Annotated in this window: 25 protein-coding genes, 1 tRNA gene and 1 riboswitch; of the genes, 11 read left to right on the forward strand and 15 right to left on the reverse strand. The window is 45.9% G+C overall.

All coding sequences use genetic code 11. The features are described from left to right. Positions 1-11 precede the first annotated feature (11 nt). From AC5O63_RS08145 to AC5O63_RS08200, 12 genes are all read right to left on the reverse strand, one after another. Complete coding sequence (locus tag AC5O63_RS08145; RefSeq protein WP_494504610.1) at positions 12-704, reverse strand: electron transport complex subunit E; 693 nt, start codon at positions 702-704, stop codon at positions 12-14. Next, positions 697-1,332: an electron transport complex subunit RsxG gene (gene rsxG / locus AC5O63_RS08150; protein ID WP_239854676.1), complete on the reverse strand. Its 636-nt coding sequence runs from the start codon at positions 1,330-1,332 to the stop codon at positions 697-699. The genes AC5O63_RS08145 and rsxG overlap by 8 nt, the downstream gene beginning before the upstream one ends. Before the next feature lie 9 nt (positions 1,333-1,341). Beyond that, positions 1,342-2,388: an electron transport complex subunit RsxD gene (gene rsxD, locus AC5O63_RS08155; protein ID WP_049843493.1), complete on the reverse strand. Its 1,047-nt coding sequence runs from the start codon at positions 2,386-2,388 to the stop codon at positions 1,342-1,344. Continuing rightward, positions 2,388-5,102 carry an electron transport complex subunit RsxC gene (gene rsxC, locus AC5O63_RS08160; RefSeq protein WP_494504611.1) on the reverse strand — a complete coding sequence of 905 codons (2,715 nt, stop codon included), beginning with the start codon at positions 5,100-5,102 and terminating at the stop codon, positions 2,388-2,390. Before rsxC ends, rsxD begins: the two co-directional genes overlap by 1 nt. Positions 5,103-5,110: 8 nt before the next feature. After that, positions 5,111-5,695 carry an electron transport complex subunit RsxB gene (gene rsxB / locus AC5O63_RS08165; RefSeq protein WP_494504612.1) on the reverse strand — a complete coding sequence of 195 codons (585 nt, stop codon included), beginning with the start codon at positions 5,693-5,695 and terminating at the stop codon, positions 5,111-5,113. Further along, positions 5,695-6,276 carry an electron transport complex subunit RsxA gene (rsxA, locus tag AC5O63_RS08170; RefSeq protein WP_004748403.1) on the reverse strand — a complete coding sequence of 194 codons (582 nt, stop codon included), beginning with the start codon at positions 6,274-6,276 and terminating at the stop codon, positions 5,695-5,697. Before rsxA ends, rsxB begins: the two co-directional genes overlap by 1 nt. Before the next feature lie 267 nt (positions 6,277-6,543). Beyond that, positions 6,544-7,203 carry an HAD family hydrolase gene (locus tag AC5O63_RS08175; protein ID WP_494504613.1) on the reverse strand — a complete coding sequence of 220 codons (660 nt, stop codon included), beginning with the start codon at positions 7,201-7,203 and terminating at the stop codon, positions 6,544-6,546. A 2-nt stretch (positions 7,204-7,205) separates the two neighbouring features. Further along, a complete protein-coding gene (locus AC5O63_RS08180; protein ID WP_494504614.1) occupies positions 7,206-8,225 on the reverse strand; it encodes an ABC transporter ATP-binding protein in 1,020 nt (339 codons plus the stop codon). Continuing rightward, positions 8,225-9,010 carry an ABC transporter permease gene (locus tag AC5O63_RS08185; protein WP_069666908.1) on the reverse strand — a complete coding sequence of 262 codons (786 nt, stop codon included), beginning with the start codon at positions 9,008-9,010 and terminating at the stop codon, positions 8,225-8,227. Before AC5O63_RS08185 ends, AC5O63_RS08180 begins: the two co-directional genes overlap by 1 nt. Beyond that, complete coding sequence (locus tag AC5O63_RS08190; protein WP_494504615.1) at positions 9,010-9,906, reverse strand: ABC transporter permease; 897 nt, start codon at positions 9,904-9,906, stop codon at positions 9,010-9,012. Before AC5O63_RS08190 ends, AC5O63_RS08185 begins: the two co-directional genes overlap by 1 nt. Beyond that, positions 9,903-10,727, reverse strand: a complete 825-nt coding sequence (locus AC5O63_RS08195) for an alkaline phosphatase family protein (RefSeq protein WP_494504616.1) — start codon at positions 10,725-10,727, stop codon at positions 9,903-9,905. The genes AC5O63_RS08190 and AC5O63_RS08195 overlap by 4 nt, the downstream gene beginning before the upstream one ends. A 12-nt stretch (positions 10,728-10,739) precedes the next feature. After that, a complete protein-coding gene (locus AC5O63_RS08200) occupies positions 10,740-11,825 on the reverse strand; it encodes an ABC transporter substrate-binding protein (protein ID WP_494504617.1) in 1,086 nt (361 codons plus the stop codon). A 211-nt stretch (positions 11,826-12,036) separates the two neighbouring features. Here AC5O63_RS08200 and AC5O63_RS08205 point away from each other — a divergent pair, with 211 nt between their 5' ends. Continuing rightward, on the forward strand, positions 12,037-12,765 hold the full coding sequence (locus AC5O63_RS08205) for a UTRA domain-containing protein (protein WP_494504618.1): 729 nt from the start codon (positions 12,037-12,039) through the stop codon (positions 12,763-12,765). A 106-nt stretch (positions 12,766-12,871) separates the two neighbouring features. Here AC5O63_RS08205 and AC5O63_RS08210 read toward each other — a convergent pair. Next, positions 12,872-12,947, reverse strand: a tRNA-Asn gene (locus AC5O63_RS08210). A gap of 548 nt (positions 12,948-13,495) precedes the next feature. Here AC5O63_RS08210 and uvrB point away from each other — a divergent pair. From uvrB to luxU, 3 genes are all read left to right on the forward strand, one after another. Continuing rightward, on the forward strand, positions 13,496-15,526 hold the full coding sequence (gene uvrB, locus AC5O63_RS08215) for an excinuclease ABC subunit UvrB (RefSeq protein WP_494504619.1): 2,031 nt from the start codon (positions 13,496-13,498) through the stop codon (positions 15,524-15,526). Between the two features lie 261 nt (positions 15,527-15,787). Further along, entirely contained in the window at positions 15,788-17,182 is a 1,395-nt protein-coding gene (luxO, locus tag AC5O63_RS08220) for a quorum-sensing sigma-54 dependent transcriptional regulator LuxO (RefSeq protein WP_004748412.1), read from the forward strand. Continuing rightward, positions 17,182-17,523: a quorum-sensing phosphorelay protein LuxU gene (gene luxU, locus AC5O63_RS08225; protein WP_494504620.1), complete on the forward strand. Its 342-nt coding sequence runs from the start codon at positions 17,182-17,184 to the stop codon at positions 17,521-17,523. The genes luxO and luxU overlap by 1 nt, the downstream gene beginning before the upstream one ends. Here the strand turns inward: luxU and AC5O63_RS08230 are convergent. Beyond that, complete coding sequence (locus AC5O63_RS08230; protein WP_494504621.1) at positions 17,509-18,396, reverse strand: YvcK family protein; 888 nt, start codon at positions 18,394-18,396, stop codon at positions 17,509-17,511. The two genes, luxU and AC5O63_RS08230, sit on opposite strands and share 15 nt — an antisense overlap. Before the next feature lie 167 nt (positions 18,397-18,563). Then, positions 18,564-18,699: riboswitch (molybdenum cofactor riboswitch) on the forward strand. On the opposite strand from AC5O63_RS08230, the gene moaA reads away from it, so the two are divergent. From moaA to moaE, 5 genes are all read left to right on the forward strand, one after another. Continuing rightward, the gene (gene moaA, locus AC5O63_RS08235) at positions 18,688-19,677 is read left to right on the forward strand and encodes a GTP 3',8-cyclase MoaA (protein ID WP_239853257.1); all 990 of its coding nucleotides are present in this window, start codon (positions 18,688-18,690) and stop codon (positions 19,675-19,677) included. Its footprint overlaps the riboswitch before it by 12 nt. 76 nt (positions 19,678-19,753) lie before the next feature. Next, complete coding sequence (moaB, locus tag AC5O63_RS08240) at positions 19,754-20,266, forward strand: molybdenum cofactor biosynthesis protein B (RefSeq protein WP_004748419.1); 513 nt, start codon at positions 19,754-19,756, stop codon at positions 20,264-20,266. Positions 20,267-20,281: 15 nt separating this feature from the next. Then, positions 20,282-20,761 carry a cyclic pyranopterin monophosphate synthase MoaC gene (moaC, locus tag AC5O63_RS08245; RefSeq protein ID WP_069666900.1) on the forward strand — a complete coding sequence of 160 codons (480 nt, stop codon included), beginning with the start codon at positions 20,282-20,284 and terminating at the stop codon, positions 20,759-20,761. Further along, entirely contained in the window at positions 20,758-21,003 is a 246-nt protein-coding gene (moaD, locus tag AC5O63_RS08250) for a molybdopterin synthase sulfur carrier subunit (protein WP_494504622.1), read from the forward strand. Before moaC ends, moaD begins: the two co-directional genes overlap by 4 nt. A gap of 2 nt (positions 21,004-21,005) precedes the next feature. Beyond that, on the forward strand, positions 21,006-21,455 hold the full coding sequence (moaE, locus tag AC5O63_RS08255) for a molybdopterin synthase catalytic subunit MoaE (protein ID WP_494504623.1): 450 nt from the start codon (positions 21,006-21,008) through the stop codon (positions 21,453-21,455). A 39-nt stretch (positions 21,456-21,494) separates the two neighbouring features. Here the strand turns inward: moaE and AC5O63_RS08260 are convergent, their stop codons facing one another. Beyond that, positions 21,495-22,472: a sensor domain-containing diguanylate cyclase gene (locus AC5O63_RS08260; RefSeq protein WP_494504624.1), complete on the reverse strand. Its 978-nt coding sequence runs from the start codon at positions 22,470-22,472 to the stop codon at positions 21,495-21,497. Between the two features lie 84 nt (positions 22,473-22,556). Between AC5O63_RS08260 and nrtS the strand changes: the two genes are divergently transcribed. Beyond that, entirely contained in the window at positions 22,557-22,760 is a 204-nt protein-coding gene (gene nrtS, locus AC5O63_RS08265; RefSeq protein WP_239825318.1) for a nitrate/nitrite transporter NrtS, read from the forward strand. Between the two features lie 126 nt (positions 22,761-22,886). Further along, on the forward strand, positions 22,887-23,303 hold the full coding sequence (locus tag AC5O63_RS08270; RefSeq protein WP_069666895.1) for a CBS domain-containing protein: 417 nt from the start codon (positions 22,887-22,889) through the stop codon (positions 23,301-23,303). Positions 23,304-23,389: the final 86 nt, after the last annotated feature.

A 23,389-nucleotide genomic window follows, 5' to 3' on the forward strand; every position in this document is an offset into this window, starting at 1 on the left:
TCAAACTGTTGTTATTGATTGGTCACCCGAGCTCGCTCAATGGCTTGTTTTTGTTGTTTCGGTTGGCGAGCTTCTAATTGTTTATCTATGACATTTTTCGCGGCAATGAGAAATCCGACGCCGATGAAAGCACCTGGTGGAAGCAGGGCGAGAAGGAAGCTGTTGTCGAACTGAAACACCTCGATTCGTAACGAGGTTGCCCATTCACCGAGTAGTAGGTCTGCACCGTCAAATAGCGTTCCGTTACCAATAACTTCACGCATCGCTCCTAAGACGACCAGTACGCTGGTCATTCCGAGTCCCATCCAAAAGCCGTCTTGTGCAGCAGGAAGTAGATCGTTCTTAGACGCAAAGGCTTCGGCGCGACCAATGATGATACAGTTAGTTACGATCAAAGGAATAAAGATACCTAGAGAAAGGTACAGGCCGTACGCGTAGGCATTCATCAACAATTGAACGCAAGTTACTAGGGCTGCGATAATCATTACGAATACAGGGATACGTACTTCTTTCGGTACATAGTCACGCACCAATGAGACGGTAACATTTGAACCGACCAGAACGAGTAGGGTAGCAATTCCCAACCCAAGTGCATTGGTCACGGTCGAGGAGACAGCAAGTAATGGACACAAGCCTAGTAATTGAACTAGAGCAGGGTTGTTGTCCCACATGCCGTTCTTAATTAAGGTCTTATGCTCACTCATGGTTGCCTCCACAGTTTAGTGGTTGTGCCAATATTTGTTCACGATGGGTATTAACGTACTCAACGGTATTTTTAACCGCTTTCACCACAGCGCGAGGAGTAATCGTCGCCCCAGTGAATTGATCAAATTGACCACCATCTTTACGCACTTTCCAATCGGATAGATTATCTTCGCTGACAGTTTTACCTGCAAAACCGAGGATCCAGTCGGTGATTCGTAAATCTATCTTATCACCTAACCCCGGTGTTTCTTGATGGCTTAAAACCCGAGTTCCGGTAATGGTTCCGTCTTGTTGGATACCGACAATAATTTTGATGGCACCATTATAGCCGTCCGGTGCAATGGCTTCGATGGCTAAGGCCGATGGTTCATTATTGATGGTTGCCATATAGACCGGCATCGGTGAGTCAGTGCCAAGTGCTGGGTCACTGACTAAGGTACAAGCTTGATAAAGATCGTTATCGTGCATTTCGTGAGGAATCACTTGATTGAGCACCGAAAGCAGCTGCTTTTGTTCCTGCAGCTGAATCTGATCTTTAGTTAAATAGTTGGTCAGCGCCACTACACCGGTCGAAGCACAGGCAAACACCGCTAGAACCACACCATTTTTTCTAATCGCATTTAACATGATGAAACCTTAGTGACCGTATGTTCTTGGTTTGGTGTAGTAATCAATGAGAGGTACACACATATTACCCAGCAATACCGCAAAGGCCACACCATCAGGGAAGCCACCCCAACTGCGGATGATAAATACCATAGCACCGATAAACGCGCCAAACACCAATCGCCCTTTAACTGTCGTTGAAGCCGAGACTGGATCAGTGGCAATAAAGAAGGCACCCAGCATGGTTGCACCAGATAGAAGGTGAATAAGCGGTGACGCCGTCGTTCCCGGAGTCAAAATCATGAACAGGCTGCTGATTAGCGTCAGGCTCAACAAAAAGCTCACCGGAATATGCCAATTGATCACTCGTACTTTGATCAGAATTAGACCACCAACAAGATAAGCAAGGTTGACCCACTCCCAGCCGATACCCGCTAGGCTACCAAATTGTGGTTGGGTTAAGGCTTCACTGGCCGTGTTGCCCGTGGTCAACGCAGTCTTAAAGGCATCCAAAGGTGTTGCCATGGTGACGCCATCAATACCAGTACGGATTTGTTGAAGAGAGAGCCCTTCTAGGTTAAATCCGGTAAAGATCAGTGAAAAAGCATCTCCACTCGAAATCGCCGTTGCTTGCAGTTCATTGGGAGAGATCCAGCTTGTCATCTGTACTGGGAAAGAGATCAGCAGTACCACATAAGCGACCATCGCTGGGTTAAATAGGTTTTGACCAATACCACCATAGAGATGCTTGGCAATTACAATGGCGAAAATAAGCCCGATAGTAATGATCCACCAAGGTGACAGCGGAGGAATCGCAATAGCAAGCAGCCAAGCCGTGACTAAGGCGCTGTTATCGCGTAGTGCTGACATCGGGTGACGTTTTCTGGCCAGCATGACCAAGGCTTCTAAACCCAAACCGATCACAATCGCAAGAATAAGCTGGATTATTGTGCCCCAGCCAAAGAAATAGGTTTGTGCTGCCAATCCTGGCAAGGCGCAAAGCGCTACCCATTTCATTAGATCAGGAGTGCTTCTGCGACTATGCGCATGGGGTGAGCTGGCAATAAAGAAGGCCACTACTCTTTCTCCTCAAATTGTTTTTGTTGTTCTTTTTCAGCTTTACGCGCTTTTTCTCGTGCAATAGCAGCGGCAACGGCAGCTTTCTTCGGATCTTCCTCAGCTACTTCTGTAGTAGGCGCTTGCTCCACAGGCTCAGATTGCTCTTGCTGCTTGGCTTTACGTGCTTTTGCTCGTGCAACTGCGGCAGCAACGGCAGCTTTCTTCGGATCTTCCTCAGCTACTTCTTCAGCAGGCGCTTGCTCAGCAGGCTCAGATTGAGCTTGCCGCTCAGCTTGAGTTTGTTGCTCGGCTTTACGCGCTTTTGCTCGTGCAACTGCGGCGGCAACGGCGGCTTTCTTAGGATCTTCTTCAGTTGCTTGCTCAACAGGCTCAGATTGCTCTTGCTGCTTGGCTTTACGCGCTTTTGCTCGTGCAATAGCGGCAGCAACGGCGGCTTTCTTAGGATCTTCTTCAGCTACTTCTTCAGTAGGCGCTTGCTCAACAGGCTCAGATGGCTCTTGCTGCTTGGCTTTACGCGCTTTTGCTCGTGCAATAGCGGCGGCAACGGCGGCTTTCTTAGGATCTTCTTCAGCTACTTCTTCAGTTGCTTGCTCAACAGGCTCAGATTGCTCTTGCTGCTTGGCTTTGCGTGCTTTTGCTCGTGCGATAGCGGCAGCAACGGCGGCTTTCTTCGGATCTTCGTCAGTTGCTTCCGGTGCAGGCGCTTGCTCAGCAGGCTCAGATTGAGTTTGCTGCTCAGCTTTACGTGCTTTTGCTCGCGCAATAGCGGCAGCAACAGCAGCTTTCTTATCTTCTTCTGCTGGCGCTTGGTCAGTTTCTTCTGTTTGCGCTTTCTTCGCTTTAGCTCGGGCTATTGCCGCAGCGACCGCAGCTTTTTTATCTGTAGCGGGTGCTTGAGCGCCGTCAGAGCCAGCTTGCTGTGCTTTTTTCGCTTTAGCTCGCGCTATCGCAGCAGCGACGGCATCTTTTTTGTCGTCTGTTGACGTGTGTTCAGATTGCTGGGCTTTCTCTGCTTTGCGCTCTCTTGCTTGACGTTTACGCTCTTCACGCAGCTTGGCCATTTCACTGTTATCAGGTTCAGCTTGGCCGCTTTGCATCGCTTCAGCCTGTTTTGCTTTCGCTTTTGCAATTGCCGCTGCAACAGCAGGTTTAACGGCTTTCTCTTCTGTGGCAGGCTGGGCTTTTTGTGCCTTAACTCGTGCAATGGCGGCTGCAATCGCATCATCGCCACCAGAAGATTTCATCTCTTTACGGCGGTCATCTGCGGCTTTCTTGAAGCGATTTTCGCGAGCGGCTTTATCTCGCTCTAGACGCGCTTTCTTCTCTTCAAAACGAATCTTCGCGCGCTCTGCCGCTTCTGCTTCTTCTTTACGAGTGCGGATCTCAGCTTTTGCTTGGCGATAGTATTGAACCAGTGGGATTTCACTTGGACACACGAATGCACAAGCACCACACTCGATACAATCTTGAATGTTTAACTCTTCACATTTATCAAGTTCTTCTGCTTTGGCATGCCAAACGAGTTGCTGAGGGAGAAGAGAGGCAGGGCAGGCTTCGGCACACTGACCGCAGCGGATACACGCCATTTCATATTGATTCGGTGAAATCTCTTTGCGAGTGGGAGCCAGAATACAGTTGGACGTTTTGGTGATTGGCACCTGCGCATGAGGCAGAGTGAAGCCCATCATAGGACCACCCATAATTAGGCGCGGTAATTTCTTATCTGCTTTGTAACTAAATTCATCCAACAGAGCTTGCACTGGCGTGCCAAGTAGCGCCCAAACGTTTCTTGGCTGCTTAAAGGTATCACCGGTTAGTGTCACGATACGTTCTACAAGTGGTTCGCCATCGCAAACCGCTCGTTTGATCGCATGCAGTGAGCCAACGTTTTGCACCAATATCCCGATATCTGCAGGAATACCGCCATTTGGCACTTCTTTGTTGGTCAGGATTTTGATCAGCTGCTTCTCACCACCTGAAGGGTATTTAGTCGGGATAACACGGATGACAATGTCTTTGTGCTCGGCGGCTTGTTGTAGCGCTTTGACTGCTTCAGGTTTGTTATCTTCAATGCCAATAACCGTTAGTTTCGGCTTGAGGATATGCTCAACGATCTCTATCCCTTGAATGATCTCTTCGGCATGTTCACGCATCAACATATCATCGGCAGTAATGTAGGGCTCACATTCTGCAGCGTTGATGATCAGAATCTCTGTTCTTGCCAGACCCGATTGAATTTTCTTCGCTGTTGGGAAGCCTGCGCCACCCATACCAGATACACCTGCTTGGCGAATTTTTTCAATTAGCTCGTCAGGAGTGCGCTCAGCATAATTAGACCAGCCATCGCGTTCGATCCAGCTGTCAGCCATATCAGGCTTAATAACAATACAGGTTTCACTTAAACCAGAAGGGTGCGCAGTGGTTCTTGGTTCAATAGCAACCACAGTGCCTGAAGTTGGCGCATGCACAGGCAGCATAAAGCTAGTGTCATACTTAGTCAGTGACTGACCTTTAAGTACTTGCTCGCCAACTTCAACGGTAATGGTGCCAGGCTTACCAATGTGTTGTTTGACCGGCAGGACAATTTCATCGGCAATTGCCGCGCGCGAAAGTGCATGACTGACCGACTGAGATTTGTTTTCAGCAGGGTGGACACCACCAGGGAAAGTCCACAAAGCGCCAGTTTTGATTTGTTCGATTAATGACAGCATACCAGTCCTTAACTCCCGCTGTTCTGCTTGGCCGCAGAATCGGTAATATCAACAACAGGAATGGCGTCCATCTGCCACTTCCAGCTCGCTGTAGTGGTTTCTACAGGAATCATTTCAATACAGTCTGTTGGGCAAGGAGCAACACATAAATCACACCCAGTACATTCGTCCTTAATCACGGTATGAAGTGCTTTTGTCCCGCCTACGATAGCGTCTACCGGACAGGCTTGAATACACTTAGTACAGCCAATACACATATCTTCATGGATAAAGGCGACGGTTTTTACTGCGTTTTCAAGGTCGTGTGCCGAGTCGGTTGCTTCAACCCCCATTAGGTCCGCAAGCTTTTCTATTGTTGCCTGACCACCTGGAGGACATTTGTTGATTTCATCACCATTGGCGATAGCCTCAGCGTATGGTCGGCATCCGGGGTAGCCACACTGACCACATTGGGTTTGTGGCAGAATGCTGTCTATTTGATCAACAATAGGATCCGCCTCAACTTTAAAGCGAATCGAAGCGAAACCAAGGATCGCACCGAAAATAGCGGCGAGAACCGCGATGGCGATTATTGCGATTAGTATTGAGCTCATTACAGTTTCACCAAACCAGTAAAGCCCATGAATGCTAGAGACATTAATCCAGCGGTAATCATCGCAATTGATGCGCCTTTGAATGGCATAGGGACGTCAGCAGCGGCAAGGCGTTCGCGCATAGAGGCAAACAACACCAGTACCAATGAAAAGCCAACAGCCGCACCGAAACCATAAATGATCGATTCGATAAAGTTATGGTTTTCGTTAATGTTAAGTAGCGCAACACCCAGAACCGCACAGTTAGTGGTGATCAGGGGAAGGAAAATACCTAATAGGCGATACAGAGTCGGGCTAGTTTTATGTACGACCATCTCCGTAAATTGAACCACAACCGCGATCACCAGAATAAAACTCATGGTGCGCAAATATTGCAGGTTGAGTGGATCTAAAATGTAATTCTCTACGAGATACGCGCACACGGATGCTAAGGTCAAAACGAACGTTGTCGCTAACCCCATTCCGATAGCGGTTTCTAGTTTTTTAGAAACACCCATAAATGGACATAAGCCCAGAAACTTCACCAGTACAAAGTTGTTGACCAGCACAGTGCCGACCAACAACAAAAGATATTCGGTCATAGTTATATAATTTAGAAATTCCGATCCCGACATTATCCTGCTTTGCTTGTTCAATAACAACCAAGGAAAGATAAGGTTTTATATTGTTGAATAAAAATTATACGAGATTGTGCTAAAAAAGTTGAATAAATACGACTTAGTAAAGGAAAACTGGCATTTAGATTTTGCCTAGTGAATGTTTGGCTGAGGAGAGAGAAAAGAGCAACACGAGGCTGCTCTTTGAATTTGGGTTATTCCATTGTGATGTGTTCAAGCAAAACCTTGGCGTTAACCCCAATTAAGTATGGTCCAATTTGGTTGGTTCGCGTGTGCTTTCAAACGAGGGCATGGATTGACCAGATAAGCGTAATCAGCATACTCGCACAGTGGCAAGTCATTGATTGAGTCAGTGTAGAAGTGCAGTTCAGAATACGACTCTGAACCTTCTTCTATCCACTGCTTTAAGCGAGTGACTTTGCCTTCACGGTAACTTGGTACCCCCTTGATCTTGGCGGTGTAGTGATCGGCCTTTGAAACGAGATCGATACCAAGTGCGGTGTGAATGCCTAAGTGACGCCCCACCGCTTCAACTAAGAAAGTGACACTGGCAGAGATAATCAGCATATCAATACCATCACGAGAGAGCTGCTCGATTAAGGTTTTAGACTGAGGAAACTGTTTATCTAGAATACGAGTTTTTACGCATTCTTCTACCAATAGATTAACGTGTTCAACAGGCATGTCATCTAACGGTGCCATAGAGAAGGTTAAGTAGTCTTCCATATCTAACTTACCTTCGGCATACAAACTCATTAAACGTTGGTCTTCTTCGATGAAGTTCGGCTCAGTCGCGATACCCTTGTCAACCATAAACTCATTCCAAATCATCGCACAATCGGCATTGATTAAGGTCTCGTCTAGGTCGAATACGTACAAAGGCTTAGACATGATTAGGCTCTCACAGGTTGAATTTCATTTAGGTTAAACAGCAGTTCTAGTTGGTTGCCGTTGGCGAGTAAACGCTCTGATGAACGATTGAGTAGATCAACGGTGAGCTCACACTCATCAACTTCGACTTGGTAGCGGATAACATTGCCAAGCAACTGGTAGTTCTTGATTGTACCAGTCTGCGGTGCAGAGATATGGCTACCGTATTTTCGGCCTTGCTCTTTGACGTAAATCGATTCAGGTCGAACGGCGACTTTCCATTCCGTCTCTATGTTGAATAGCTGCTTCGCTTTATTAGCGTCGACCAAGTTGTAATGCCCCATAAAGCTTGCCACAAACTCGTTGGCAGGGTGAGTGTAAATCTCTTCTGGCGTTCCCGCTTGTACTATCTCACCTTTGTTCATCAAGAAGATACGATCCGACATGATCATCGCTTCTTCTTGGTCGTGAGTAACAAAAATAGTGGTTAGATTCATCTCTTTTTGAATATCGCGAATTTGCTGACGAAGATGTTTACGGATCTTAGCGTCGAGTGCAGAGAGCGGCTCATCAAGGAGTAAGATACGTGGCTTGACGACTAAAGCACGAGCGAGCGCAACACGTTGACGTTGCCCGCCAGAAAGCTGATGAGGGTAGTGCTTTTCTTTGCCCGTTAACTCAACCAGTTCGATAACTTTAGCCACCTCGCGCTGAATCTCATCACTGCAGAGCTTTTTCATCTTTAAGCCAAACGCGATATTGCCTTCAACCGTCATATTGGGAAACAATGCGTATGACTGAAACACCATGCCAATACCACGCTCTTGTGGCACTTGATGAGTGATCTCTTCGTCATTAACCCAAATTTCGCCACCATCCACAGGATTTAGCCCTGCAAGACTGCGCAGTAGGGTAGACTTACCACAGCCACTTGGGCCCAACAAAGTGATGAATTCACCTTGCTCGATGGTGAACTGAATCTGTTCAAAAACTGTGTTATCACCAAAGCGTTTGGTCAGGTTATTTGCGGTTACGTAACTCATTATTTGACTCCTCGGCTGAAACGACTTGCCATCCAAGTCAGTAAGAAAATAAATAGGAAATAGGTCATGACTAATGCGGATGTAAAGTGGCCGCTCGTGCTGCGCATGTTGTACAAGTAAATCTGTAAGGTCTCATAGCGGGTACCGACCAAGATGTTGGCGAACACAAATTCCCCTAGTAAGAACGAGAATGAAAGGAACAGCGAAGCCATTAAGCCTTTCTTCAAATTTGGCAATATGATCAATAGGAATGCTTTGCTTGTGCTCGCGCCAAGAAGATGGGCAGCATCCATTAAGTCATGCAGATTAATTGCTTCGAAGCTGTTCGAAATCGCACGATACATAAATGGCAACGCGATAGTGAAGTAAGTACCAATCAAAATCCATGGGGTTCCAATCAGCGAAATGTCGCTATCGGCATAGAGTTGAAGTAAGCCCACAGAAGAGACCACAGGTGGTACTGCAAATGGTAACAAAATCATGATATTCATTAGCTTATCGAGCTTAGGGAAGTAATAAAACACCACGAATATTGCCGGGAGTATCAGAACAACGCTTAACGCTAGCGCCGCGATACAGATAAACAGCGAACGCCCAAATGCTTGCAAGAAACGAGGGTCAGTCAGGAGTTTGATGTACCAATCAAAAGTAAACCCGTCTGGCAGAATGGTTGCGCCCCAACGTGATGAGAGCGAGTAAACTAAGGTCGCCAAAATAGGAATCAACATGATACCTACAATGGTGTAAACCACAGATTTATGGAATCGAGTATTCACGTTTTGCATTACTTCCTACCTGCGTAGCTTTTTGAAATAAGCCATTGGTTGATGACGGTGATAAAGGCAAGCAGAGCCATAAGAATCACGGAAATGGCTGCAGCTAGATTTGGCTCAAGGAACAAGTCACCGGATACCAAGCTTGCGATACGAATGGTAATAACGTTGTAGTTGCCCGACGTTAACGCATACACACTGGCGTAGGCACCAATCGCATTGGCGACAAGGATGATAAAGGTGCCAAATAAGGCTGGAGAAAGGACAGGCAGAGCGACCTTTGTCCAGTACTGTGAGGTGCGAGCCCCAAGCAGTGCAGCGGCGGCTTGCCAATCATCACTTAATGCATCAAACGCAGGGTAGAGGAGTAACACCGCGAGTGGGATCTGAAAATAGATATAAATCGCCAGTAAGCCCCACTTTCCATATAGGTCAAAATCACCCAGCAAACCGTATTGTTTGAGCAGCAAGGTAATGGCTCCGTTTGTCCCCAAGATAATGATGAAAGCAAAGGAGAGTGGTACGCCAGCAAAGTTGCTGCTCATGTTAGTAAAGGCAATAACACCATCGCGGATCTTACTATCAACGCGGCGCAATGAAGAAACCAATAAGGTCGCAATCGCGAGCCCAACAACGCTTGACCAAACTGCTAACCATAAGCTGTTGCCAAATGCCTGCATCATAAATGCTGAGTCGAGCACTACCAGGTAGTTATCGAAAGCAAACTCATCGTCATAGATAAAACTATTGATCAAGACCCAAATCATCGGGGCTAGCTGAAACAGATAGAAAAACAGTGCGAAAGGTGCCAACCAAAGAGCCGGCTTATAGCGACTCAGCCATTGCATTGATTTCGGTTTTGCAGAGTTCGATTGGCTCGAACTCGGAGTGAGAACAGAACTGCTCATAAGGCTAACAATTCCTGAGTGTAAGGCTTAGTGTGGTCAAGGTTTAATAGTTGGCAAACAAGTCCGCAAAGGTCGGTTTGCTTAACGTGACATTCTTGATGAGTAAACAGATCGCCAATCACAAACAGAGGCACTTCGCGCTCTTCAGGCAATATGCCCCCATGAGATAGATCGTTGTTCATGCCATGGTCACTGGTGATCAAAACTTGGTAGCCGTCTGCTAACCAATTCTCAATGTAATTGGAAAGAATAATGTCCGCACCGCGAGCACTATTGCGATACTGGCGAGAATCTAGCCCGTGCTTGTGGCCCATATCATCGATGTTCATTGGGTGAATCAGCAGAAAGTCGGGGTGATGAGTACGACGTAGATGCTCGGCATCCAAAAACAGCGCTTCGTCTGGGTAGTGGTCCCAGTGGTAGAAGCAGCCATGCTGAATATTGAGCGATTCATCGTGAGTAAAGCGATCGGTGACTGGATTAAACGGCGCTCGATTATAGAGCTCACTCACCCAGTGATAAGCGGCAGCGGCTGTCACTTTACCTTGTGCCTTCGCCAAGCTGAAGATGGATTCATGGTGTGATAAGCGCACGATATCATTGTTGACGATGCCACTTTCTACCGGGCGAACACCGGTTAGAATACACTCATACAATGGGCGAGACATCGACGGTAACTCACTTTGGACTGGGTAAAGTGATGCGCGCATCGCTGGGTTTGGATGGGGTTGTTCTAGAAGACCATTTAGGTAGCCCATGCAGTCACGGGCTACCTGATAATTAAGGCCATCTAAAACAACAAGGATAACCTTATTGCTCATGGTAACTGACCCTTATTGCTGGTGGATTAACACGTTTTCTTGCCATTGGCGCGGTAGCTTACGCGCAGATTTTTCCCAGGCAGAGAAGTCTGTTACCGGGTGCACATTGCTGTACTGGTCGTTGGCAATCAGCTTAGCTTGAACTGATTTTGGTAGGGTAATATTGCTGCGAATTGGACGCGCATAGCCTTCAGCAAGATTGATTTGACCTTGGTCACTAAAGATATACTCACGAGCTAGTTTGGCTGCATTTGGGTTTTTCGCGTACTTGTTGATGATGGTGGTGTAACCAGAAATCACAGAACCGTCTTGGGGAATGTTAACCGTAAAACGCTGACGATCGATTTGGTCACGATAGCTTAGGGCGTTGAAATCCCACATGATTGCAACTTCAATTTCACCTTTTTCAAGGTTTGCCATGTTAGCGTCAGCAAAAGACAAACGACCTTGTTTTGCCAGTTGAGCAAAAAACTTGATGGCTGGTTTTAGGTTCGACTCGTCACCGCCATTAGCGAAAGCGGCGGCAAGAATGGCATTGTTTGCTTGTGCAGCAACACCAACGTCTCCAACGGTAACTTTGTAATCACCTTTTAGTAGATCATCCCAAGATTTAGGTGCGTCTTTAACAAGATTGTTGTTGGCGATAAACGAAATGGTGCCAGTGTAAGCTAAAGCCCAGTGACCCTCTTTATCTTTAGCCCAGTCTGGAATATCGCTCCACGTTGTTGGTTTGTATGGTTGCGTAACGCCTTTCTTTACAGCAACTCGTGCAAAGGCGAAACCTACGTCACCAATATCTGCTGTGGCGTTTTTCTTCTCTGCTTCGAACTTAGCAATCTCTTGTGCTGAGCTCATGTCGGTATCTTGGTGCTTTAAACCGTAGTTTGATTTCAGGTCTACCCAAGTATCTTTCCAGTTTGCCCAACTGTCTGGCATACCTACGCTGTAAACGGCGCCTTCTTTTTGCGCGGCTTTAATCAGTGTTTCTAGGTCTGCGTCATTAGCCATTGCTGGCATTGACAGTGTTGCGACCATCAGTGCTGCTGGCGCGATTTTTTTTACAGAAAAAGTAGTTGAACAACTTAGCAAAGTTTTCATTGTCTCCATCCTTCTGGACTAGGTCAGTAAGTTCGTTTTGTATGCTATGGAGAAAATGTGACGGTTTCGCTCAAGTTATTTGACAGTTTTAATGAGTTTTAATGGCAGTTATATTTCATTTGCTGAATAGTTCAGTAGATAGGGTATGTCATATTTCTGTTACCTCTAAGACTTAGATTGTTCACAAACCAACTAATGGACTAGATCAGTAATGAGAGCAGTGGCAACTAGCCAATCCAAAACTCAGCTTGGAAAAATTAAAGCGAGCTTAAGAGAGCAGATTGATTCGGGATTCATGTCTGAGGGACAAAAGCTTCCTTCAGAAAGAGAGCTTAGTGAGCTGTTCTCGACAACCCGAATTACGATTAAAGATGCGTTAGTCTCTTTGGAAACGGAGGGATTAATCTATCGCGAGGAGCGTCGCGGTTGGTATGTGTCACCGGAGCGCATTTGCTACAACCCGTTATCACGATCGCACTTCCACCAAATGATTCGCCAGCAAGATCGCATTGCAGAAACCAAACTGGTCAGTGTTCGCAGTGAGATGGCAGCAGGTGAATATGTCCAAGCATTAGACATCGATCAGATCACCCCGATTCACGTTATTGAACGCCTTCGATACATAGATGGTCGAGCCGTTCTATTTGTTGAGAACGTATTAAAGGCGACTTTGTTCACTGATATTTTGTCGGAGAACTTAACCATGTCGCTGACCGGTATTTACCAAGATAAGTACGGTTACGAAACCAAGCGTTCCCGTTTTGATGTGATTCCAACATCTGCGCCTGCGCATGTTGCAAAAGCTTTGAACTTAGCGGAAGGGCAGCCCGTATTGAAAATATGCCGAGTCAACTATAAACAAGATGGCGAGCTAATGGACTGTGAACTGGAATACTGGCGCCCCGATGCCGTTATGATCCGCATAGACAGTGTGGGATAGGTAGACTCAACGCGGGCGGCTAGCTCTGAGACATTTGCTTGGAACAAGCAAGTCGCATTTGAAAACGAAAAAAGCTCAACCTTTCGATTGAGCTTTTTTCTAAATTTGGCTCCCCCTGCGGGACTCGAACCTGCGACATACGGATTAACAGTCCGCCGTTCTACCAACTGAACTAAGGGGGAATTGCTTTGAGCGAGGCGAATATTAGCGATCAGCTAGAGTAGTGTCAACATGAATAGTGCGATTGTAACGAAAAAAAACACATAAAAAATACTTTACTTTCCTGAAGCCCTTACCAAATAAGGGGTAGATTTACTTATCCACCAAAATTGTGGATAACTATGTGTGTGAAATTTGAGTAAGTCAGAGAATTGTAAAAATAGCAGTCATTCTCATTAAGCAGGGTTGGGGGATGCTGGCCAGTAAAGTGTTGTTATATAGCGGTTTAGGCGTGAAAATGATCAGGAAATTATCGACTCGACGATATTCGAATTGTGTGGATTAAACTAAAAACAAGATAAAAATGTGGATAAGCTGTGGGCTTGTTTTGGTCTTTTTTCGAGGTGGATCTCTAGCAGGGCGGAAGATAATATCAGGATTAAAGGTAATGATCTAGCGGCAAAATGCCACTTTATGCAAAACAGAGATTAATTTTTTCGTTATCGCTTGAGTCTGTATATATATACAGCCACAATAGAGTCTACAACGCATGACTAGACAGAGATGAAGTATGAGTAAAGTTTTTGATTTAGTGTCTGATTATAAGCCCTCTGGCGATCAGCCTACCGCGATTGAGCAACTGCTTGATGGTCTTGATTCAGGTTTAGCCCACCAAACTTTACTTGGCGTAACTGGTTCAGGAAAAACTTTTACACTTGCCAACGTAATTGCCAGCGCTCAGCGTCCAGCTATTCTACTTGCTCCGAACAAAACGCTAGCGGCTCAGCTTTATGGTGAGATGAAATCTTTCTTCCCCAATAATGCTGTTGAATACTTTGTTTCTTACTACGATTACTACCAGCCTGAAGCTTATGTGCCCACGACTGATACTTTTATCGAGAAAGATGCGTCCGTTAACGCGCATATTGAGCAGATGCGTCTCTCTGCGACCAAAGCCCTGTTAGAACGTAAAGATGCCATTATTGTCGCTTCTGTGTCGGCGATTTATGGTTTGGGTGACCCAGAATCTTATCTGCAAATGATGCTACATATCCGCCGTGGTGATGTGATGGATCAGCGCGATATTCTGCGCCGCCTAGCTGAGCTGCAATATAGCCGCAATGACGTCGCATTTGAGCGTGGTCAGTTTCGCGTGCGTGGCGAAGTGATTGATATTTTTCCGGCTGAATCCGATCAAGATGCGGTGCGTATCGAAATGTTCGATGATGAGATTGATTGTATTAGTGTGTTTGATCCGCTGACAGGAGCAGTTAAACAGCGTGACTTAGCACGTTACACGATTTATCCAAAGACCCACTATGTCACGCCAAGAGAACGAATTCTTGATGCGATAGAGAAAATTAAAGTGGAGCTTGAAGGACGCAAGAAGCACCTACTTGATAACAACAAACTGCTTGAAGAGCAGCGTATCTCGCAACGTACTCAGTTTGATATTGAGATGATGAACGAGCTGGGATTTTGTTCAGGTATCGAAAACTACTCACGCTATCTAAGTGGCCGTAGTGAGGGCGAGCCGCCACCAACCTTGTTTGATTACTTGCCTCACGATGGTTTGCTGATCATTGATGAATCCCACGTTACCGTGCCTCAGATTGGTGCCATGTACAAAGGTGACCGCTCGCGTAAAGAGACGCTGGTGGAGTTTGGTTTCCGTCTACCTTCGGCACTTGACAATCGACCAATGAAGTTCGAAGAGTTCGAATCTATTTCGCCTCAGACGATATTTGTCTCTGCAACGCCGGGTAACTATGAGCTAGAGAAATCGGATGGTGAGATCGCTGATCAGGTTGTTCGTCCTACAGGTTTGCTCGATCCTCAACTTGAAGTGCGTCCGGTCGCCACACAGGTGGATGATCTGCTGTCAGAAATTCGTATTCGCGCGGCTAAAGATGAGCGAGTTCTGGTGACGACTCTAACCAAGAGAATGGCGGAAGATTTAACTGAATACCTAACTGAGCACGATGTTAAGGTACGATACCTCCACTCAGATATTGATACGGTAGAAAGGGTCGAAATCATTCGCGACTTACGTCTTGGAGAGTTTGATGTGCTAGTGGGAATCAACTTACTACGAGAAGGCTTAGATATACCAGAAGTCTCTTTAGTGGCGATTTTGGACGCTGATAAAGAAGGTTTCTTGCGTTCAGAGCGTTCGCTCATCCAGACGATTGGTCGTGCTGCACGTAATGTGGCGGGTAAAGCGATTCTTTACGCTGACAGCATTACCAAATCAATGGACAAAGCGATGGGAGAGACCAACCGTCGTCGTGAAAAACAGCAAGCTTACAACGAGAAGATGGGCATCGAGCCTCAAGCGCTAAAACGTAATGTTAAAGACATTATGGAGCTAGGTGACATTACCAAGAGTAAGAAGCAGCGCGTTAGCAAGACTGTCCCATTGTCTAAAGTGGCTGAGCCTTCGCAGAGCTATGATGTGATGACGCCTCAACAACTTGATAAAGAGATTAGCAAACTAGAAGCGCAGATGTATCAACATGCTCAAGATTTAGAGTTTGAACTTGCAGCGCAGAAGAGGGATGAGATAGATAAGCTTCGCAAGCAGTTTATTGTTAACAGCTAACACGAATTTTAGACAAAAAAATAGCCAGTAGAAACTTGGTTCTACTGGCTGTAATTTGTGAATACTAAGTTCACTAACAACGTCAGTTGGCTAGGTGACCCATGAGGGTCATAGTAGATTTAGCATATAGCGTGCCAAATTAAATTGGCCTCAAAATGCGTTATTCATCACCCTATTCAGGACTATCTCGTCTTTTAAATTGCATAATGCAAAGCGCAATGCGATTATTTATATAAATGCGAAGAATGCCTTGGCTAGGTTATGCAATATAATACACAAGCAAAGAACTCAAAATATTTGTTGATGGTTGAAGATACCGCCTCTGTAGCGGCGTTGTATCGTTCTTATCTCACTCCATTACAAATCGATATCAACATCGTCGGCACAGGCCGTGATGCCATTGATAGCCTCAATTTTCGAACCCCTGACCTTATCCTGCTCGATCTACGATTACCTGATATGACAGGTATGGATGTCTTGCACGCGGTGAAAGAAAAGAACCCGGATGTGCCCGTTATTTTTATGACTGCGCATGGTTCGATTGATACCGCCGTAGAAGCGATGCGTCATGGCGCGCAAGACTTCCTAATAAAACCCTGTGAAGCTGATCGACTCCGTGTAACGGTTAACAACGCTCTGCGTAAAGCGAACAAGCTGAAAAACGATGGTGATAATCCGGGGAGTCAGGGATATCAAGGTTTCATCGGCAGTAGTCAAACGATGCAGGCGGTATACAGAACTATTGACTCGGCGGCGACGAGTAAAGCCAGTATCTTTATCACTGGTGAAAGTGGAACGGGTAAAGAAGTGTGTGCGGAAGCGATTCACGCGACCAGTAAACGTGGTGACAAACCGTTTATTGCCATAAACTGTGCTGCCATCCCGAAAGATCTGATTGAAAGTGAACTATTTGGTCACGTTAAAGGCGCATTTACCGGTGCTGCGACGGATCGACAAGGTGCGGCGGAGCTTGCCGATGGCGGCACGCTTTTCCTTGATGAGCTGTGTGAAATGGACTTAGATTTGCAAACTAAGCTGTTACGTTTTATTCAAACCGGTACCTTCCAGAAAGTTGGTTCGTCGAAGATGAAGAGCGTGGATGTACGTTTTGTTTGTGCAACAAATAAAGATCCTTGGAAAGAAGTCGAAGAAGGGCGCTTCCGCGAAGATTTGTACTATCGTTTGTATGTTATTCCTCTGCATTTGCCACCTTTGCGTGAGCGTGGTGACGATATTATTGAAATTGCCTACTCACTACTGGGTTTCATGTCTAAGGAAGAGGGTAAAGATTTTGTACGTTTGGCCGCTGAGGTCGTCGATCGTTTCTCGCGCTACGAATGGCCGGGTAATGTGCGTCAGTTGCAAAATGTCTTACGTAATGTGGTGGTGTTAAACAATGGCCGTGAGATTGATTTAGCCATGCTGCCACCGCCGCTTAATCAACCTTCAAAAAATGAGATTCGCGTTACTAGGCCGCAAAATGAAACAGTCTCAGTACAGGATATATTCCCTTTGTGGCTTACTGAGAAAAATGCCATTGAACAGGCAATAAAAGCGTGTGATGGTAACATACCGAAAGCTGCGGGCTATTTGGATGTAAGTCCATCAACCATTTACAGAAAACTACAAGCGTGGAATGCCAAGGAAGTACAATAGTGGACATTTTAGATCAAAGTAAAATAGACCGACTCGCTAGTGAAATTGGTGCTGAAAATGTCCCTGTTTTGCTTGAGATATTTTTAAACGAGTTGCAAATGTATATCGATAAGCTCTCGCAAATCGAAGGCCAAGAGCAAGAGCAATACTTGAAAGAGATCAGTCACGCATTAAAAAGCAGTGCGGCCAGTTTTGGTGCAGAAGCACTTCGTGCGTATTCTGCAGAGGTGGACTCTAGTGCTAAGTCTGGTACTTCTCTTGAATCAGAAAGCAATAAACAGCAAATGTTATCTCTACTGAGTGAAACCCAGCAGAGATATCAGCAACTATTCCACCAGTAACCACTCAATCGCTTGTTGTAGCTTAGCCCTATCGTGACGCCAGTCGCGATTGGGTGAGGCTAGAGGCGTTGTGACGCAGTTCCACTCCTCAAGCTCTGGATGAGGTGCTTCACCCAGAACCACGTCTATCTTGCGACCTTGGCAAGAGCGCTCACACCATTCCAATTTTTCTTGTAATGTCATTTGTCCAGCAGGGCCGTACTCAGGTGAAAGGTTCTCGACAAACACCAGTTTAGCTTTGCGGTTATTGGCAATTGCTCGACCGACTTCTGGGAGCAGCAGTGGCGGCATAATACTGGTCAGAAAACTGCCCGGACCAAGAATGATCGCGTCGGCTTCTTCAATAGCTTGTACACCTTCTTTCGTGGCTGGGACTTCGGGTTCAAGATCGAGTCGAATCAACTTTTCGGGCATCTCATCAACACTGGTCTCTCCGGTAACCCAACGTCCATCTGGAGCAAGCGCTTTTAGATCTGAAGGGTGCTCCGACATCGGGATAATATTGACATCGACCTTAAGCATATTGCGAATCAGGTTTGTGGCATCTAGAGGGCGAACTGATAAGTTGTCGAGGGCGGTGAGCATCAAGTTACCCAGATTATGCCCATCAAGTTCTCCAGCACCTTTGAATCGGTATTCAAACATCATCGAACTGATGGAAGGGTCAGTGATAAGCTGATTGATACAGTTGCGTGTATCTCCCCATGCAATGCCGCCTTGGCAATTGCGAATGCGACCTGTTGAGCCGCCGTTATCTGTGGTAGCAACAATCCCCGTTGCATTTGAGCCAAAATCTTTGAGTGCCGCAAGCATACGTCCAAGGCCGTGGCCTCCACCGACAGCGACCACTTTATTGCTAGCGTAAATTGTCATGCTGAGCTTCTTTTTATTCATAACCAACTACAATTTAGATTATTGCATTAATAACCAATACTCAATATTGGGTAAATTGGGCTCCAAGCACGATTTTTTCAATTTGAGGGTAGAATCACACACAATTATTAAGTATTTTATTTATCAGCACTACCGGAAATGATAGGTAGTTGCCATAACTCCGAGCTCTATAAGCTAAGTCCAGAGTGATAAGCCTATTGAGCCAGTGACATGTTGTCACAAGGGCATACTTGGAAATGATTATGCCTCCCGTGTTTGGAAAGGTGTTCCGTGGCGCAACAATTCGAAGATAGATTCCATCGCAAGTTTTATTACTTGCGACTTTCCGTTACAGATGTCTGTAACTTCAAATGCACATATTGTCTGCCTGATGGCTATAAGCCTTCCGGGCAAAAAAACTCGTCTTTTTTAGCTCTGCCAGAGATAAAACGTGTCGTTAGAGCGTTTGCTGATTGCGGTACCTCAAAAGTACGTATTACTGGCGGTGAGCCGAGCCTACGCAAAGATTTCAACGATATTATTCATACCGTTGCTTCAACACAGGGTATTCGTAAAGTCGCGACGACAACCAACGGTTACCGGATGGAAAAACAAGTCGCCGATTGGAAAGAGGCTGGGCTGACACATATTAATGTCAGTGTTGATAGCTTAGACCCACGCATGTTCCATCAAATCACTGGTGAAAATAAGTTTACCCAAGTGATGGCGGGCATCGACCGCGCTTTTGAAGTGGGTTACGACCAGGTCAAAGTTAACGTTGTATTGATGAAGGATCTGAATGCGCACGAGTTACCCGCCTTTCTAAACTGGATTAAAGACCGTCCAATCCAACTTCGCTTTATCGAGTTGATGCAAACCGGGGAAATGGATGAACTGTTCCAACGTCACCATGTTTCCGGTGTCGCGATTCGTAATCAGTTAATAGCCAATGGCTGGCTACTAAAAGTGCGAGATAAGAACGACGGTCCTGCTCAGGTTTTTGTCCATCCTGATTACCAAGGTGAGATCGGTTTGATCATGCCGTATGAAAAAGACTTTTGTGAAAGCTGTAACCGCTTGCGTGTTTCCGCTAAAGGTAAGCTTCACTTATGTCTGTTTGGTGATCATGGCGTTGAGTTACGCGATTTACTTCAACAAGATGATCAAGAACCAGAACTAATTGAACGAATTCAACAGCAGCTGCAAACCAAGTCGGTGAGCCATTTCCTCCATGATGGAAATTCAGGCATGACTCCGCACTTGGCCTCGATCGGCGGCTGATACACATCATTAATCAAACTTCGTGTTCACGTATGAGTGAGCATGAACTGACTTTGACAAAACTATAGGTGAACAAATGGGTCACGCAGAAAGCAAATTTCAACCAGCAAATATCGCAGTTCTAACCGTTTCTGACACGCGCACTGAAGAAAACGATACTTCAGGTGGCTATCTAGTTGAGAATGCAAAAGAAGCGGGTCATAACATTGTCGATAAGAAGATTGTTATTGATGATATGTACAAGATTCGCGCTATCGTCTCTCAGTGGATTGCGGATGAAAATGTACAAGCTGTAATGATTACTGGCGGTACAGGTTTTACTTCTCGCGACAGTACGCCTGAAGCGCTAAAACCTCTATTTGACAAAGAAGTCGAAGGTTTTGGTGAGCTTTTCCGCATGGTTTCTTATGAAGAGATTGGTACTTCTACCATTCAATCACGCGCAATCGCGGGTTTTGCTAACCATACTGTGATTTTTGCGATGCCGGGCTCTACGGGTGCGTGCCGTACTGGTTGGACAAAGATCATCAAGCAACAACTTGATGCAAGCCACCGCCCATGTAACTTTATGCCTCATCTAGCGGTTTAATCTTAGGAGCAGCTAATGAGCGAATTCACTCATATCAACGCTTCTGGTGAAGCAAACATGGTTGATGTCTCGGCCAAAGCAGAGACGGTGCGCGAAGCTCGCGCTGAAGCTTTTGTGCATATGGCACCTGAGACTTTGCAATTGATTGTCTCTGGCTCTCATCATAAAGGTGACGTGTTTGCGACCGCGCGTATTGCTGGTATTCAAGCAGCGAAGAAAACGTGGGATTTAATTCCACTGTGCCACCCATTACTGCTGTCAAAAGTTGAAGTGCAGCTAGAAGCGATTGAAGCTGAAAATATGGTTCGTATTGAGTCTGTGTGTAAGCTAGCGGGTAAGACTGGGGTTGAAATGGAAGCCCTGACTGCCGCTTCTGTTGCTGCGTTAACCATTTACGATATGTGTAAAGCAGTACAGAAAGATATGGTGATTGGCCAAGTTCGTTTACTAGAAAAAACCGGTGGTAAATCTGGACACTTTAAGGTGGAGTCATGATTAAGGTTCTATTTTTTGCTCAAACGCGTGAACTGGTCGGGATGGATGAACTTCAGCTTGAAGGCGACTTCTCCACTGTGGAAGAGGTTCGCAGCCACCTAGTAGAGCAAGATGGTAAGTGGGATCTTGCTTTAGATCCGGGCAAATTACTCGCAGCAGTAAACCAATCGATTGTTCCTCTAGAGCACCCAATTCAGTCAGGTGACGAAGTCGCGTTTTTCCCGCCGGTAACAGGGGGCTAGTCATGGACAGTCGCGTTTCAGTTCAATTTGAAGACTTTTCTGTTGGCAGTGAATATGAAGCTCTCGCGCAAGGTACGTCAGCGGGCGCTGTCGTCACGTTTATCGGTAAAGTACGCGATATGAACCTTGGCGATAACGTCACTGGTTTATCTCTTGAACACTACCCAGGCATGACAGAGAAAGCACTAGGTGAAATCTGTGATGAAGCCGAGCAGCGTTGGCCGCTTCTCAATATCCGAGTCATTCACCGTGTCGGCGATTTAGATATTGGCGATCAGATAGTCTTTGTTGGTGTTTCAAGCGCTCACCGAGGTGCGGCGTTTGAAGCGTGTGAATTCGTGATGGATTACCTTAAGACCAAAGCACCATTTTGGAAAAAAGAGCGCACGACAGAATCGACTCGTTGGGTAGATTCGCGAGATTCAGATGCGAAGGCCGCTGAGCGTTGGTAACAGAAATCTTAACCAAGTTGTTCAAATCAAAAGCTCCTATCAACAGGAGCTTTTCTCATTGTCTGTTAGTTGGTGAATTGAGCCCCGCTGTCGACTTTTAGCAAAAAACAGGGCCTTGTCGGCAATTGCGATAAACTTTTCTGCATTCATATCGTTTGGGACGATATGACAATGTTGGATCCCCACGGTGATGGATAGCCACTGACCAACGCAAGAAGTAGGGTGCGGCAGTGCGAGTTGTTTGACAACATCTTGCAGAAGTTGAGCTCGTTCGACACTTTCTTCCTCAGCCACATTGGGCATAAAAACTAAGAACTCATCACCCCCATAACGAAAGCAAAGGTCATCATTTTTGGCCCAAGCACGTATGGCGCTGCTAAGCGTCTCTAGCGCTTTATCTCCTTTTAAGTGCCCAAAGCTGTCGTTGTATTGCTTAAAGCAGTCGATATCTATCATCAAAACCGCTGATCCAATCAGCTTGAGCTTGGCGAGTTCAATCGCCTCAGGCAAAAGCGCATCTAACGCGTAACGGTTATACATTTGGGTGAGGTGGTCAATGTAAGTCAGCCTTTCGAGCTCTAACTGCTGGAGAGCCAGCTTATCCAATGCCCTTTTATATTCAGTGATGTTTCTGACCGTCCATAGCACTAGCGATGTATTCGGTAATGGGATCACCAGCGCGCTAAAGTGCTGCACCTGTTTCGGGCCTTCTACACCATCAAAGCAGCGTAAATCTTTTGGGTCTAAACTGTATTCAAGTTCGGAAGCGGTTTGGCTGTCAATGACATCGACAATCACTTGGCTAAACCAAATAGCTTTGTCAGCGGGCAGGACTTGGTATTGATTGAGACCGACCAATGCAGCGGGGTCGTGATGGCGTTTTTTATCCCTACCGCCCCAAGCTTCAACATAGGTGCCTGATTTATCAATAAGAAATGTCGGTTCTGGGAGTGATTCAAACACCACATGCATCATATCAGGGTTATTGGCGATCTGAGCTGAAAAAGTAGAGTTCACGTCTTATCCCCCGCGTATTTTATGATGCAACTACTTATAGTTTAGACAGTTAATCTTGGAACGCATGTCACTAAAGGATGAAAGATGAATTACATCGTGTTTAAAAGAGCCATCATCATTGCCTTGGTGGTGGGAACCTTGCTCAATATCATTAATCAATATGACGCCATTTTTGGAGCCTCTAGCCTAAACTGGCTCAAGGCTTGTCTGACCTATTGTGTGCCTTTTAGTGTTTCATTGTTTAGTAGTTGGTTAGCGAATCGTGATGCTAAGGCTCAATGCGATTAGTGAGGGTTTGTGAAACGTGATAGTCAGCACCTATTGTAAAAATTGTTGTTTTCCATTTAGTAAAATCAAGAAATTAGACAACAATTACAATATATGCAGCGTAGCTTGCACGTTAAGGAGACACAGATGGAATCATTGAAAGTAAAAGACTATATGACATTGCAAGCGGTAACCTTTACGCCGGAGATGTCGCTCAGTGCCGCTTTAGATAAGGTTATGAACTCAAAATATTTGGGTGGTCCGGTTCTCAACGACAAAAAGGAAGTGATCGGTTTCCTCTCTGGTCAGGACTTACTCGATAAGCTGATCAAGGTGAGCTATTACTGCCAAGACACCCATATCGTCTCAGACTGTATGCACCCAGAAGTGCTGTCGGTGACTTCAGAGACCTCGATTATCGAACTTGCTGAGATGATGAAAGTAGGCCGACCAAAAGTCTACCCCGTAATTGATTCCGGTAAGTTAGTGGGCATCATCACGCGTAGGGACGTGTTACGTGCTATTGGTAAAAATATCGAAGATTGCTTTAAGCATCCGGTGTAACATATTGATTCACTAAATAGATAAGAGGTGCACATGAGCACCTCTTCTTTTTTGCTGTGAAGAGCAAAGCCTAACAGGAGAGCCGA

Source organism: Vibrio sp. SCP2 (genome assembly GCF_059295395.1).

Excerpts from the sequence above, each read along its gene's own strand:
- AC5O63_RS08145 (WP_494504610.1), bottom strand. The coding sequence starts at position 704 with ATGAGTGAGCATAAGACCTTAATTAAGAACGGCATGTGGGACAACAAC.
- rsxG (WP_239854676.1), bottom strand. The coding sequence starts at position 1,332 with ATGTTAAATGCGATTAGAAAAAATGGTGTGGTTCTAGCGGTGTTTGCC.
- rsxC (WP_494504611.1), bottom strand. The coding sequence starts at position 5,102 with ATGCTGTCATTAATCGAACAAATCAAAACTGGCGCTTTGTGGACTTTC.
- rsxB (WP_494504612.1), bottom strand. The coding sequence starts at position 5,695 with ATGAGCTCAATACTAATCGCAATAATCGCCATCGCGGTTCTCGCCGCT.
- rsxA (WP_004748403.1), bottom strand. The coding sequence starts at position 6,276 with ATGACCGAATATCTTTTGTTGTTGGTCGGCACTGTGCTGGTCAACAAC.
- AC5O63_RS08175 (WP_494504613.1), bottom strand. The coding sequence starts at position 7,203 with ATGTCTAAGCCTTTGTACGTATTCGACCTAGACGAGACCTTAATCAAT.
- AC5O63_RS08180 (WP_494504614.1), bottom strand. The coding sequence starts at position 8,225 with ATGAGTTACGTAACCGCAAATAACCTGACCAAACGCTTTGGTGATAAC.
- AC5O63_RS08185 (WP_069666908.1), bottom strand. The coding sequence starts at position 9,010 with ATGCAAAACGTGAATACTCGATTCCATAAATCTGTGGTTTACACCATT.
- AC5O63_RS08190 (WP_494504615.1), bottom strand. The coding sequence starts at position 9,906 with ATGAGCAGTTCTGTTCTCACTCCGAGTTCGAGCCAATCGAACTCTGCA.
- AC5O63_RS08195 (WP_494504616.1), bottom strand. The coding sequence starts at position 10,727 with ATGAGCAATAAGGTTATCCTTGTTGTTTTAGATGGCCTTAATTATCAG.
- AC5O63_RS08200 (WP_494504617.1), bottom strand. The coding sequence starts at position 11,825 with ATGAAAACTTTGCTAAGTTGTTCAACTACTTTTTCTGTAAAAAAAATC.
- AC5O63_RS08205 (WP_494504618.1), top strand. The coding sequence starts at position 12,037 with ATGAGAGCAGTGGCAACTAGCCAATCCAAAACTCAGCTTGGAAAAATT.
- uvrB (WP_494504619.1), top strand. The coding sequence starts at position 13,496 with ATGAGTAAAGTTTTTGATTTAGTGTCTGATTATAAGCCCTCTGGCGAT.
- luxO (WP_004748412.1), top strand. The coding sequence starts at position 15,788 with ATGCAATATAATACACAAGCAAAGAACTCAAAATATTTGTTGATGGTT.
- AC5O63_RS08230 (WP_494504621.1), bottom strand. The coding sequence starts at position 18,396 with ATGACAATTTACGCTAGCAATAAAGTGGTCGCTGTCGGTGGAGGCCAC.
- moaB (WP_004748419.1), top strand. The coding sequence starts at position 19,754 with ATGGGTCACGCAGAAAGCAAATTTCAACCAGCAAATATCGCAGTTCTA.
- moaC (WP_069666900.1), top strand. The coding sequence starts at position 20,282 with ATGAGCGAATTCACTCATATCAACGCTTCTGGTGAAGCAAACATGGTT.
- moaD (WP_494504622.1), top strand. The coding sequence starts at position 20,758 with ATGATTAAGGTTCTATTTTTTGCTCAAACGCGTGAACTGGTCGGGATG.
- moaE (WP_494504623.1), top strand. The coding sequence starts at position 21,006 with ATGGACAGTCGCGTTTCAGTTCAATTTGAAGACTTTTCTGTTGGCAGT.
- nrtS (WP_239825318.1), top strand. The coding sequence starts at position 22,557 with ATGAATTACATCGTGTTTAAAAGAGCCATCATCATTGCCTTGGTGGTG.
- AC5O63_RS08270 (WP_069666895.1), top strand. The coding sequence starts at position 22,887 with ATGGAATCATTGAAAGTAAAAGACTATATGACATTGCAAGCGGTAACC.